Genomic DNA, 13,159 nt, shown 5'->3' on the forward strand with positions numbered 1-13,159 from the left:
TCAGCCCGCACACGGTCCACTTCGCGTGTATCCACACATTCGGAATGCCCGCCCCCGAGCAGCCCGAACCGCAAGACCTAACGGAGTCCTACTAGGGCTTATCGGGAGCCCTCCGCAGGCCACACCCGCCGGCTGCGGCGGGCGGGACGCACCTGGCTCCGGAGCTGGAGGGCCGGGACCCCGGGACCGCACATAGCGGTTTCGAGGCCCCGGCCCGGTCAGCGCTGCCCACCCGACGCCTCGCCGCAGTGCGGCGCCGCGCACCGCGCGCTACGTGGCTCGAAGAACCCCATCGAAATGATCGAGTCTGTGGCGGCGGGGCGGCCGCGCTGTGCGCCGTTCTGGTACTGCTGCTCGACGGTAGGGAACCACGATGGCGCCGCAGGGCCCGGCCGGGGTTGACGCGGGCCTGTGTGCCGGGTCCGGGGCCTTCGGCTGGTCCGGTCCACGCCGGACCTGCACCTTTCGATGTCGCACCGCCAACCATGCACGAGCTCGTTAGGCGGAAGGCCGCGCCCCACGACCCGTCACGGGCAGGACCAGGCGGTGATTACTTAGCGAGGAGGAGCCTCCAGGCCGTTGATGCACCCGACGGACCAGTCGCGGGCGTCCTCTGCGGTCACACCCAGCTCCGTGACTGCCGTGTCGCAGATCCGCTTTGCCTCGGATACCGCGAAGCCGTACCTCGGTACATGCCCCTGCTCCTGCTGATCAACGCCGTACGCCTCCCCCTCGCGATAGGCGTCGGACGGCTCCTTCGGCCCGTGCGTATCGGCGAACCACCAGCTGCCCGCGCCTACCAGAACCACGATGAGGGCGAATCCGGAGCACCCTCTCAGGAAGCCCCCCGGTCTCCGCTCTCCATTCCGCCTTCTCCACTGCACCACGACTGTCTTCCCCCTTTGATTCCACCTACATGCGCAGGTCAAAGTACAGGCCGCCGTAAATGGCCCGGCCAGTGGGCACTCAGCCCGTATCGGTCGCCACAACGCCACGGCCGGCATCCCGGGGACCACGTCGCCGCACGGCCGGACCAGCCCGACAGGCCGGGGGCCGGCGGCGGCCTGCCGGTCGTCGCCAGGGGCGTCTGCCGGCGGCCCTGACGACCCCTTCTCTACGCCCAGTCCACGCCCAGTTTCGCGAGGGCGGCGTCCTGTTCGGTGTCGAGCTTGTCGCGCCGGCTTTTGGTGTTGGAGATCCATACGCCGAGCTTCACGATCACCGGTTCCGCCTCGCCGTCGCCCGTGATCTCCTCAGCGTGGCTGCGGGGGACGGGTCGGTGGGTGCCTTCCCGTTCCACCCACTGGGTGAGGGCGGTGAGGCCGCGTTGGAACGCCTGGTGCGCCTTGCTCGGCTTCGCCCCGCGGCCGGTCGCGGGCGCGGGAGGGGGCGTCTGGTCGGGTTCGACGCCCAGCGCGGTCATCCGTTGCTGCTGTTCGGGCAGGAGCCGCGCCCAGGCGGCCGGCTGCTTTTGCTGCTGGAGCCACTTGCCGATGTCGTCGCCGTCGAAGACGACGCCGGGCGCGATGTCGGGGAGGACGCCGCTGACCTCGGTGTCGACGAGGTCGGCGAGGGCACGGTACTGGCGTTGCCAGTCCAGCGGCCACGGGCAGTCCCAGTCTTTGTCGATCGCGGCGAGCTGCGCGGCCCGGGTCGCAGCGGTGTCCTCGTTCTTTCCAAGCCCGTTCTTGGCGCCTTTGCGCCGGAGGTTGGCCATGAACTGTCCGATGGCGAGCTGTCCGTCGTCGCTGTCGCCTTCGCCCCAGACGGCGTCCTGTCGGGGTGCGAGGTGCCCGGTGGCCCGCCGGTATGACCTGAGCGCGGCGAGCTTGGTCTCCCAGGCCTCGTCGCCCGGCTCCCACACCATCCCGGCCTCCGGGGCGTCCAGCAGCTTCTTGCGCCGTTTCGCCAGCTCCCCGGCCCGCAAGGCTTTGCGCTGTTGGTGGACCCAGCGGCCGAGGGGGAAGTTCTTGGTGACGCCGACCGCGGTTTCGGTGTCGTAGGGGACGGCGTACAGACCAGTGATCTCGTTCTCGGTCCTCCACCGCAGGAGGGCTTGGTAGCCCTCGAGCCACACCAGGGATTCGGGCCGGTAGACGCGGGTGCGTAGGAACGCCGCGATGGTGGCCGCGTCGCGCGGTGTGGAGAAGTGGAGCAGCGCGGACTCTATGGCGGTGTCGGCGCCGTCCTCCTGGCCCCCGCCGTCCCCGTCGCCTGTGCCGCCCGCTCCGATGATCCGGCCGTCCTCGTCCCGCTCCACGTGCACGGGGCGTTCGTGCCGGCCGCGTGCGAGGGCGCGGGAGGCGAGTTGCTCGACGAGGCGTTCGTCGTGGGCGCGCAGGCCTTGGAGTACGGCGACGAGTGGTTTGTAGCTGGCGGAGGTGACCAAGCGAGGACACCCACAGGCTCTCGCGGTTCTCGGTTTCGATCACCATGCACCGATCGAGATCACGGACCTCGCCTGCTCGCTCGCCACCATCTCCATCGGGCAGGCGAACACCGTCACCTTCACGCTGCACGCCACTGACCCGACGAGAGCGGCGATTGACTACATAGCCCACTACCAAGGGGTTCGCGGCCCCAAAACAGGCAAGGTGTTCAAGCTGACCGCCCGGGACCTCCCCGCAGGCCAGGCGGTCCCCTTCTCACGCCGGCACCGGTTCGCGAGCCTCTCGGTCCGCACGATCCACCCTGGCCCGCACCGCATCGAAGTCCAGGCCAACGGACGCATCCTCGGCGCCACCGAGGCCACATCACCGCCGCCGGAACATCGCAAGGCCCAGACTGAACCTGCCGGACGATGGTGCTGTGCGAGACCCCGAGGAGCTCTGCGATCGAGGTGCTGTTCTCCGGGCGAGCGAGTAAGTCGCGGGTGTGACGTCCCTGCCCCCCGAAGCTGCCTCAAGGTGACATGCGCCCAGGTCCCTGAGCCCACGGAGACCAAGAAACCCAGCAAGACCTGTGGGCTCACGCATTCCCAGCAAGATCAACGCAGGGCCCGCAGGGCCGCACCGGTGCCCTGCCGCTCGCGCGGCGGCGCGGTCGCCGGGACCTACCACACCGGCCGCTTCACCAAGGTGCCCCGCCTCGCGAAGCTCCTGCGGGTCCATACCCCTGCCGACCGGGGCCCGGGTCAGCCCTGGACGCCCGGAACCGCGCCGCCGGCCCCGGTCGCGTCTGACGTCCCGGGTGCGGACATTCGGATCGGCTACGCCCGCTGCTTCACCCTCGGGCAGGAACTCGACTCCCTCGCCAAGCATGGCATCGAGCGCGACAAGGTGTTCTCCGAGAAGATCAGCACCCGGATCAGGGTTCGCCCCCAGTTCGAGGCCGCTCTCGCCGCCGCCCGCGACATCAAGGCCCCAGGCCCCGCACGGCCGGGTGATCTTCACGGTGCACGAGATGAAGCGGCTCGGCCGGGATGCCGCCGAACTGACCGCCCTCGCCGACCACCTCACCGCCGACGGCCTGGTCCTGGAGATGCTCGCCGGGCCCCTGCCCGGGATGTACGACCCCAGCATCCCGGCCAGCTGCTGTTCGCGTTCTTCGCGGCTATGGCGGAGACCGAGCGGGAGAACATCCTCGGCGCGGCGGCCCACAAGGGTAAGCACGGCGGCCGGCCACCCGTCATCACCGAGGACATGCTGACACCGTGCTCCGCCGACGCGCGAACGGCGAGTCGGTCGAGCAGATCCAGCCCGACCTGATCATCCCGACCGGCAAGCGCAAGGGGGCAGGCCCCCAGCATCTACCGGGCGCTCGCCGAGCACGAGAAGCAGGAGGAGTACCCCGAAGCCGTCGAGGCGGCGCACGCCGACTTCGCCGACCTCCAGGACGCCGACGACATCCCTCGCCCCCGCCGAGTCCGCATCCGGCGCCCGGACGACCTGCTCACCCCGACGCCAGTCGGACCATGATCAATCTCAGCGGCACTTTCTGCACCGCAACTACTCACCCCCGGGGAGGCCCGCGAGTTCGCGGAAACTGAAGGTTCTTCAGCGCGAACCCACGGGTCGACCGCTGTGCGTCAGGCCGATGTATCCGTGGGTTGGGGTGGAACACGGAGATGGTGAGTGATCCGAATGGGTTCGGCGGTCACGTCGGCTGGGGCGTCATCGGTCATCACCGGCGCCCGCCGAACTGCCAGTTGTGCACCTCGATGTCGGCGTACCGGTCCGGAGTCAGCATGGCGCGTGCCGTGTCTGAGTCCGGCGCTCGGACCAGCGCGGCGGTGCCCAGCCAGGTGGCGCCGTTGTCGGACAACAGCGGTCCATAGGCGATCAGCTCGTTCCGGTCAGGTGGCACCGCAAGGTCGGCGGCCTGCCCTGTGCCGAGGCCGATCACCAGGTACCGGTTGCCACCGGTCCGGCCGCCGGGGAAGTCCCACATGGTGCGGCCCAGCGTGTTGCGCCACCGTCGTAGCAGCACATCCCGGTAGACGCCGGCCTGGTAGTTCGGCTCGTCGAAGGCGAATGTTCGGGCAGCGGCGGGGTCGGGCAGGTCGACGATGTGGACGCTTCCGGTGGGTGTGTCGCCGTCGTCGGCGAGAGTCGGGCCCCGGGCGATCATCTCCTTCGCGTACTGATCCATGTAGGACCAATGTTCTTCCCCCAGCTCGTAGCGCAGTGGCAGGGAGGCGGGGCGGTCGCGGTGGTAGCAGAGGAACTCCATGCCTAAAGATCTCTCCAAGGAGGTAACCAGGTCGAGTGTGTTTCACTTCGAAGGCTGCTCGGCTGCCTGCTCCAGCAGGGCTCGTGCGGAGTCCGCTTAGCGCATCGCGGTCTTCTCGTTGAGTCCGAAGACCTCGGCAAGGCGGAGCGGATCGGGCCCGTGGGTCAGGGCCTTTTCGAGCTGTCGGTCGACGCGGATCCGCTCCAGTGTCGCGTCCTGCCCGCGCATCGAGGCACTGATCCAGTGGTTGCTGGCGCGGCTGGTCTTGGTGGCGGGCTGGTTATTGATCAGCAGGTGGAGATTCGCGGTGTTCGGCCACCGGGCTCTACGGGGTCCAGACGGGTGTGCGGAGAAGGGATCTGCCGGAGCGTCGGGCCGTGGGTGACCGTCTACAAACGCCATCGCCGCCGCTCACCGGACTGAGCGCGGTCGATGCTGCTGTCGCGGATCCAGGCGGCCAGGGACGCCGCGGGCCGGATCGACTGGGACGTGTCGGTGGACTCGGCACCAGTGCCGGCGGGTGCGGCGGCATCAGGCTCTTGGTGATGTCCGGGTCCGAGATCCGCGAGAGTCCATCCGCCCGGGTAGCTGTGCGGGGTGCGCGTGTACGGTTTGCCGTCGGGGCGCGGGGGCATGCGGCGGACCGCGCGTCCACGGGCGCGCAGCCCGAAGCGGACAGCGGCGCAGAACCAGGCCGGCATCTTCGGTTGGTCGAGCAGGACACGAATCGGTTCGGGGATCAGCGCGGTGATCGCCCTGGTGCCGATGGCCTTCGTTCCCCGGGGGCACAACCCGGCGATGACCTTCATGCAGTAGCCGACCATGACGGCGTTGGCGTAGTGCCACGTGCCCCGCTCCGTGATGTCGCGGTCCAGCCAGGCCTTCAGCTCCTCGTAGGTGGCGGGGATGTCCTTGATCCCCATCAGCTGCCCGTAGCGGCGGTGGGCGAGGAACATGGCCCGCTGTTCGATGTCGCTCAGCGGCCGCCACCCGTAGTCGTCGATCCACTCGACGGCCGAGACCAGGTGGCTGGCCAGGATGTGTAGATAGTCCTGGTTGGAGATGTCGTAGTGGCCGTGGATCTGGTTGAGGCGCCGGAGCGCCTCCCGCCCGTGCGGGGTTTCCATCCCGGCCCCGTGGGCCTCGTAGGGGAAGATCATCGTGTCGTCGAACCGCTTCATCCCGTGGTGGGCGAAGGCGCCGGTATCGGCGAGGGTGTGGGTGATGCTCGGGATGACGAAGTCGGTGACCAGTGCGAAGGAATAGCCCTGGTTGTAGTCCCAGGGGAATTCGTAACGCGTGGTCAGATAGAAGATCTTCTCGTAGTCGTGCTCCGGGTCGAGGGTCTGGATGTAGCGCAGGCGGCTGTAGCGGCCCATCAGTGACGCCTCCCTGGGTTCGGTGCCTCGGGTGCGGAGTTCTGGACGGGGGTTGCGCCCTCGTCGGGCAGGCTGATGAGCTGGAAGACGGTTCCCGTGAGTGCGCCCCAGCCCAGATAGGCGGCGTAGGAGGCCATGCTTGCCCAGTGGAAGGGCGACAGCCAGCCCTCGGCGGCCAGCACCAGGAAGACGCTGGCCGCGCACAGGAGCGCCACCGTCAGGGTGAGATGAGCCAGCCAGCGGGGGATGAAGGAGCAGTCGCGCATCGCCATGCCTGTGCAGAAGGTCACGAGTGCCATGAAGAAGGCCGTGGGGTGGAGCATCCACACGGCCACGACTTCTACCGCGAACCGCGTGGCCTCGGGAGAGAAGTGCCGTTCTGCGGCGACCCACCAGATCGCGTTCCCGGCGAGCAGAATGACGCTGACCGCGGCGGTGCAGGGGACGATCATGCGGGTGTACACCGTGGTCCGGGCGCCTCGCCGCAAGACCTGGGTGAGCCCGGCGGCGAACAGTGGCATGAGTGTGATCGCCGTGCCGATCAGGAAGTACTGTGCTCTGACGGCCAGCGGGTCCGCGTCCTCGAAGTAGGCGTAGATCTCCTGCGTTGACCATTCCCACATCGGGAACGGGCTGGCGAGGGTTCCGGTGAGCAGGATGGCGAAGACACCGAACAGGGTGCCGACGATGCCTGCCCAGCAGGCGATCCGAATGTCCTTGGTCATGACGGCTCCTGTTCCGTCGGTGCGCCGGGCGGGAGACCCAGCTGCTCCATCAGCCCGTCGGCCAGTGCGGAAGGGCTGGGCTTGACCCAGATGACGCCGGGGCTGATGTCGGTGCGCAGGGCAGCCGCCAGGCGTTGTTGGAGCTGGACGGCGCCGAGGGAGTCGAGGCCGAGGACGACCAGGCTGGTGTGCGGGCCGATGTGGCGGGTGGTGCCGCCGAGAATGTCGCGGACGTGATCGATGATGAAGCCGGTCAGGATGCGTCGGCGTTCCGTGTCGGACGCGGCGCCGTGCAGGTCGTCGAGCACCGGTGACGAGCCGGGGGCAGTGGTGGCCCGGGCACCGTCGAGGAGTTCGGCCAGGAGGCTGGAGGTGCGCAGGGCCGGGTACGGCGCGGTCCAGGCGGCCGCGTCGATGGGGGAGTAGGCGATCTGGTGGTGGCCTTCGGCCAGGATCCGTTCGGCGGCGTCCAGGCCGTCCGCCGGGTTGATCATGACGAAGCCGCGCTCTGCGAGATGTTGGCCGCGGCCGACCTGTGACCACGCGCCCCAGTGGATGCCGGTGGCGGGCAGGCCCTCGGCGAGGCGGTGGGCGACGAGGGCGTCGAGGTAGGCGTTGGCCGCGGCGTACGCGCCCTGCCCGGGGGAGCCGAGCAGCGAGGCGACGGAGGAGTACACGAGGAAGAAGTCCAACTCGGCCTCCGACGTCGCCCGGTGGAGTTCCCAGGCGCCCCGGGCCTTGCCGTGCCAGACGCGGTCGAGGAGCGTGTCGTCGAGGCGGGCCAGGGTGGCGTCCTCGATGACGCCGGCGGCGTGTACGACGCCGTGCAGCGTGTGGCCGCTCTTGTCCGCGGCGGCGAGGGCGCGGCGGACGGTGTCCGGGTCGGCGATGTCGCCGAGGATGACCTCCACATGGGTGCCGACGGTGGTGCGTGCGGTTGCCAGGACGCGTTGAGCGTCTGCTCCGGGGGCGCTGCGGCCGACCAGGACCAGGGCGCGGGCCCCACGTTCGGCCAGGCGTTGCGCTGTGAGCAGGCCCAGGCCCCCGAGGCCGCCAGTGATCAGGTAGCTGCCGTCCGATCGGATCGTGTGGGGTTCCGCACTGCTGCCGGGCGGTTCGGCGGACGGGCCGGTGCGGACCCGCGCGACCGTACGTACGCCGTGGCGCCAGGCGATCTCGGAGAGGGGAGCGGTGTCGTCGAGCAGATCGGCCAGGACGTCGTCGAGGGGAGTGTCACCGGCCAACTGCAGTGTGCTGGGGCGTAGTTCGGGGTGCTCGAAGGCGGCAACGCGTAGCAGGCCGCGCACTCCGGCGGCGGCCGTGGGCTGATCGCCACGCCACAGGACCCACAGAAGCGCCGGAGTGCTGCGGGCTGCGAGCGCCTTGAGGGTACTCAGGGTGCGGCGTACGGCAGCGAGAGCACTATCGGGCGTGCCTATTGTCTCCGGGTCGTCGAGGACGAGCAGCACGTGGGTAGCCGCCGGTCGGGTGTCGTCGGCCAACGCCTGAGCCAGCCACTCCGCCTTGATGGGGCCGTGCGCGGGGTGGAGGAGCAGGCGGCTGCCCGCCGACCGTTTGCGGAGTTTGGATGCCAGTCGCTCGGCCCAGCGGGCGCCCTCCGGGGCCACGACGAGCCACTGCTGGCCGGTGGACTCGGGAACGACCGGGGCGGGAGCCGGCTGCCAGGCCAGATGGGCGAGGCGGTCGGCGTAGCGCTGCTCGGGCGGGGTGATGTTGGACAGCCGCAGTCCGCTGATCTCGGCGACGACGGTGCCATCGGCGGTGGCCAGGGTGCCGGAGGCGGTGCAGGACAGATCGTCGGCCTCGTGCAGTGTGACGTCGGCGTACCGGGCATGGCCCGTCGGTCCGTGCAGGCGGATGGCATCGAAGCCGACGACGACGACCGGGCCAGGGCTGGTGGCACAGTGAGCGAGCCACGCGGCCACCACGGTCTGGACGAACTCGTCGGCGAGCACCGGGTGCAGCCGCAGGGCCGCGGCCGAGACGCGAGCGGTGTCGGCGATCCGCAGGGCCGCCACGGCGCGGTTGCGGCCGGGGTGCAAGCGGATGCGATCCAGGGCTGAGAAGGACGGGCCGTGGTACACGTGGTGCCGTTCGCGGAAATGGCGGTACAGATCGGTCGGGGAGCTGTCGGCCCACGCTTCACCGGGGCCGTCCGCCGGTGGGGCCGGACGCTGCTCGCCATCGGTCAGGGAGCGAACCGTGGCGCGGGCATGGACGACCAGCCCGTCGGCGGTGCGGGTGAGCACCTGCCCGTTCAGGACGTTCCCATCGGCCACGAGCCGGGTGAACGCCTCGGGTTCGGGATCGAGGACCAGCGGCGCCTCGATGCGTACGTCTTCCAGTGCCACCCGGTCCGTGCCGAGCACCTGGGCGCCGGCGGCCAGCAGCATCTCGGCGAAGCCTGTGCCGGGCAGGACCGGTGTCCCGGCCACCTGATGGTCCGCCAGCCAGGGCAACCGGGCCGGGCCTATGGGGGTCTGCCACAGGTGGCGGCCCGGCTGGTCGGGGTCGGCGACGTGCCCGCCGAGCAGCGGATGCTGAGTGGCGGCGGGCAGGCGTGGGGCGACGAGGGTGTAGGGCTCGGTGGTGCCGCCGTGACGGGTGCGGTTCCAGAACGTTGTCGGGACGTCGGCCAGCTGTCCGTCGCCGTAGTGGGTGGCGAAGTCGATGCCGTCGAAGCCCGCGCAGTGAGCGGTGGCCAGGTGGGCCAGGAAGGCTTCGGCGTCGTCCGCGCCGCGCCGCAGCGAGCCGATCGCCACGACGTCCTCGATGCTCTGTTCGGCGGCGATCTCGATGATGGGGCGGGCGGCCAGCGGGTGCGCGGTGCACTCGATGAACAGCCGGTATCCGTCGGCCAGGGCGGCGGACACCGCACGCTGGAAGTGGACGGTGTCACGCTGGTTGTGCACCCAGTACGAGGCGTTCAGCGGGCCCGGATCGCGCGGGTCGTCGCTGACGGTGGAGTAGAAGCCGATGCTGCCCGGGTGGTTGTCGGGCAGTTCACTCAGGACGGCGTGGAGTTCGCCAATGACCGGATCGACCTGCGGGGAGTGCGAGGCCACGTCCACATCGACCATGCGGGCCACGACGCCCGCCGCGTTCCATCCCGCGACCAGGTCGCGTACCTGCTGCGCGTCCCCCGAGACCACCGTGGTGCTCGGCGCGGTCAGCACACCGAGAGCCACCCCGTCGGCGCCGGCCGCGTCGATGGTGCCCTGGGTGTCTGCGGCACTGAGCATCACCGACGCCATCGCCCCGTGCGCGATCCGGGCCAGCAGCGTGGCCCGGCGGCAGATCACCTTCACCCCGTCCGCCGGGCTGAGCACCCCGGCGACCACGGCGGCGGCCACCTCACCCAGTGACTGCCCGATCACTGCGGCAGGCTCCACGCCCCAGGAGCGCCACAGCGCGGCCAGCGCCACCTGGATGCCGAAAAGCGTCGGCTGGATTCGGTCGACGCCCACCAGCAGCTCAGGCTGTTCGATCATCTCCCGCAGGGAGAAGCCCGACTCCGCACGGATCAGCGGCTCCAGGCCGTCGATCGCGGCGGCGAACACCTGCTCGTCGGCGAGCAGGCCCCGGCACATGCCGGTGTACTGCGAGCCCTGTCCGGTGAACACGAAGATCGGGCCTGCGTGCTTCGGAGGAAGAACGGGAGCCCCGGTGACAGTGCTGTCCCTTCCCTCGCCATCCGCGAACTCCATCGCGCGATCGATGAGTTGCCGCATGTCGGCAGCGACGATGCCGAGCCGGTGCTCGGCATGGCGCCGCCGCAGCGCCAGCGTGTGGGCGACATCGTGCACCGGCACCGGCGCCGCCACGCCGTCGCCCGCGCCCCAGTCGGCGAGCTGCCGGGCAGCCCCCGTCAGTGACGCCTCCGACGTGCCGGACAGCAGGAACAGCCGCTTGGTGCCCCCGGTCGGCCCCTGGACCGGTCGGGCTCTGCGTGTACGGGGCGCGGGTGCTACCTCCAGGACGACGTGCCCGTTGGTGCCGCTCACCCCGTACGAGCACACCGCCGCCAGCCTGCCCTTGCCCGGCACCGGCCAGTGGGTCAGCTCGGTCGGTACGAACAGCCGGGAGCCCTGCTCCCGGTCGATGCCCGGATTCCACCCGGTGAAATTCCGGTTGGGGGGGATCAGCCCGCGCCGCAGGCACTCGACGGCCTTGATCACCCCGGCGATTCCGGAGACCGGCTCGGTGTGGCCGATGTTCGTCTTCAGTGACCCCAGCGCGCACCGGCCATGGCCGGTGCGCCCGTACACCGCCTGGATCGAGGAGTATTCGATCGGGTCGCCCACCGGCGTCCCAGGGCCGTGGGCCTCCACCAGACCCACCTCGCCCGGGTCGATCCCCGCCAGCTTCACCGCCGTGGCGAACAGTTGCCGCTGCATCTCGGTGGACGGGGCGGTCAGCCGTGTGGCCTGCCCGTCGTTGTTGACCGCACTGCCCCTGATCACCGCGAGGACCCGGTCGCCGTCCCGGCGCGCGTCCACGAGCCGCTTGAGCAGCACCGCTCCCGCGCCCTCACCGCGCACATATCCGTCCGCGCGGGCATCGAACGCGTAGCAGGCTCCCTTGTGCGAGAGCAGCAGAGGTGCTTCGAAGTAGTGGGTCTGCGGGGCGAGCATCAACAGCACCCCGCCGGCGATCGCCATGTCGCACTCGCCGAGAGACAGCGCGCCGCACGCGGTGTCCAGCGCCACCATGCTCGACGAGCAGTGCGTGCTGAGCACCATGACCGGGCCGCGCAGGTCCATTGCGAAGGCCACCCGGCCCGCCGTGCCCGCCGTGTAATTGCCGAAAAGATAGGGGCTGTTGGGCGCGTCCTCGACCGGACGGGCCTCCCGGAACAGGTTGTCCGGCGCGTATGTTCCGATGTAGACGCCGGTCCGGGAGCCGCGCACCCGGTCGGTCGGGATGCCCGCGTGCTCCACTGCCTCCCAGGCGACCTCCATCATCACCCGCGACTGCGGATCGACCCACTCCCGCTCGGCCGGGGCCACTGACAGTGCCTCCGGCTCCCAGGCCCACACGTCCCCGTCCAGAAAACAGCCGACGGCGGCTCGCTCCCTCAACTCCGGCTCGTGCAGCGCCGCGAGCCGCCCGGCGTCCCACCGGCCGGCGGGTACCGGGCCGACCGTCGAGCCGCAGTCCGCCGCCAACTGCCACAACGTGCCGGGCCTCTCCACCCCTCCGGGAAAGCGGCAGCCCATGCCGACAATGGCGATGGGCACAGCATTCGACGTCGACATCCTGGCCCCCTACTCCACGATCGCCGTGCTGGGAACGAACTGGAACACCGCTACCCGCCGCCCCTCCACCGGCTCCTTCTCACCCATGGGCTCGGTGCGTTGCTGCCGTCCGCAGGAGGCCACCGTGACCGTGGTCACGACGCCTTCCGCCGTCACATCGGCCCGGTACGCGCGGGGAGGCCCCGACCGACCGTCCTGCGGCACAACCAGCCGCCCCGGACCTCTCACCACTCCGGCCGCCATGACCACCATCTCCATCCCCACACAGGGAGGGACCTCCCACGTGCTGGAACGCGCGGAACCGATTCCGCCCGCTCCTTCTTAGTGGGCGCGGGCAGAACGGCTTCCACAAGGCCCCTCCACGGGGCGCTCGCAGCAAACCAGAAGCGATTGCGGGAGCCGGGCGCGCCCGCAAGTGCGCCCGCCCATTCCGCCCCGCCGCTGCCGGCCCTGCCGGGTGCCCCCGAGTCCTACTGCACCGCCGGGTGGTTCTCATGTGGCGACGTCACAGGGGTCTTCCACCGTCCCGTACTGCGGTGCGCGTTCTGGGTGCGGAGTGCCACTGCGCGCTGGGGCGTACAGGTGGGGGCTCCAGCGTGGATGCGCACTTCATGTTGCCGTATTCGCGCCAAGCGACGCCGGTATGCACCTGGGCACAGAAGAGGGGGTCAACAAACATGAGAGCGAGGCCTTGCAAGGTCCGGCCTCCGCCGCTACCTCACGGCGAGCGGGCTGACACGACGGGCAGCCCAGATGGCGGCCAGACGGCGGCATCGGCTTCGACGAATCCCCGGGCTGTTAGCGGGCAGCCCTCAGCAGGAGGGCGCCTCCCATGATGACGGTCGTTTTGACGGGCGGGCCGGACGGTCTTGGCCGCGTGCATCAGATTCCGGGGGTAGAGGTGCCGGAGAAGATCGCGGTGGCGTACTACGGGCGGCATCTGCACTTCGACCGGACCGACGAGAGGGAGGTTGTCGAGGGCCGTGAGGTACCGGTGCTCCGGTGGACGTACAGCACGGCGATCGCCGAGTGAGGGCGGGCGGCCGTCGCAGCAAATGCGTGTCGGTTGGCCGAGGCCGGTCCATGTTGTGTCTCCAGCTTGAGA

The 13,159-nt window shown here is 70.1% G+C and carries 7 protein-coding genes and 1 pseudogene; 1 reads left to right on the forward strand and 7 read right to left on the reverse strand.

The window, feature by feature from the left end; genetic code table 11:
• Positions 1–1,114: 1,114 nt before the first annotated feature.
• The 7 genes and pseudogenes from ACZ4UB_RS38175 to ACZ4UB_RS38205 form a co-directional block, all read right to left on the reverse strand.
• Positions 1,115–2,389: pseudogene (locus ACZ4UB_RS38175) on the reverse strand (helicase associated domain-containing protein); the annotation flags it as partial.
• A gap of 1,733 nt (positions 2,390–4,122) precedes the next feature.
• Complete coding sequence (locus ACZ4UB_RS38180; protein WP_468077679.1) at positions 4,123–4,671, reverse strand: YciI family protein; 549 nt, start codon at positions 4,669–4,671, stop codon at positions 4,123–4,125.
• A 96-nt stretch (positions 4,672–4,767) separates the two neighbouring features.
• Entirely contained in the window at positions 4,768–4,899 is a 132-nt protein-coding gene (locus ACZ4UB_RS38185; RefSeq protein WP_468077681.1) for a hypothetical protein, read from the reverse strand.
• A gap of 161 nt (positions 4,900–5,060) precedes the next feature.
• On the reverse strand, positions 5,061–6,050 hold the full coding sequence (locus ACZ4UB_RS38190; protein WP_468077683.1) for an oxygenase MpaB family protein: 990 nt from the start codon (positions 6,048–6,050) through the stop codon (positions 5,061–5,063).
• Positions 6,050–6,775 (reverse strand): hypothetical protein, encoded by a 726-nt coding sequence (locus ACZ4UB_RS38195; protein WP_468077685.1) that lies wholly within the window; start codon positions 6,773–6,775, stop codon positions 6,050–6,052. Before ACZ4UB_RS38195 ends, ACZ4UB_RS38190 begins: the two co-directional genes overlap by 1 nt.
• Complete coding sequence (locus ACZ4UB_RS38200; RefSeq protein WP_468077687.1) at positions 6,772–12,036, reverse strand: type I polyketide synthase; 5,265 nt, start codon at positions 12,034–12,036, stop codon at positions 6,772–6,774. The genes ACZ4UB_RS38195 and ACZ4UB_RS38200 overlap by 4 nt, the downstream gene beginning before the upstream one ends.
• Before the next feature lie 27 nt (positions 12,037–12,063).
• Positions 12,064–12,192: a hypothetical protein gene (locus ACZ4UB_RS38205; RefSeq protein WP_468077689.1), complete on the reverse strand. Its 129-nt coding sequence runs from the start codon at positions 12,190–12,192 to the stop codon at positions 12,064–12,066.
• Between the two features lie 694 nt (positions 12,193–12,886).
• Between ACZ4UB_RS38205 and ACZ4UB_RS38210 the strand changes: the two genes are divergently transcribed.
• Positions 12,887–13,087, forward strand: coding sequence for a DUF5988 family protein (locus ACZ4UB_RS38210; RefSeq protein WP_468077691.1), 201 nt, complete (start codon positions 12,887–12,889; stop codon positions 13,085–13,087).
• Positions 13,088–13,159 lie beyond the last annotated feature (72 nt).

Source organism: Streptomyces sp. NPDC028419 (assembly GCF_055565515.1).

What these genes read in the sequence shown, in the direction of transcription:
- ACZ4UB_RS38210 (WP_468077691.1), top strand. Translation starts at nt 12,887, where the DNA reads ATGATGACGGTCGTTTTGACGGGCGGGCCGGACGGTCTTGGCCGCGTG.
- ACZ4UB_RS38190 (WP_468077683.1), bottom strand. Translation starts at nt 6,050, where the DNA reads ATGGGCCGCTACAGCCGCCTGCGCTACATCCAGACCCTCGACCCGGAG.
- ACZ4UB_RS38180 (WP_468077679.1), bottom strand. Translation starts at nt 4,671, where the DNA reads ATGGAGTTCCTCTGCTACCACCGCGACCGCCCCGCCTCCCTGCCACTG.
- ACZ4UB_RS38185 (WP_468077681.1), bottom strand. Translation starts at nt 4,899, where the DNA reads ATGCGCGGGCAGGACGCGACACTGGAGCGGATCCGCGTCGACCGACAG.
- ACZ4UB_RS38195 (WP_468077685.1), bottom strand. Translation starts at nt 6,775, where the DNA reads ATGACCAAGGACATTCGGATCGCCTGCTGGGCAGGCATCGTCGGCACC.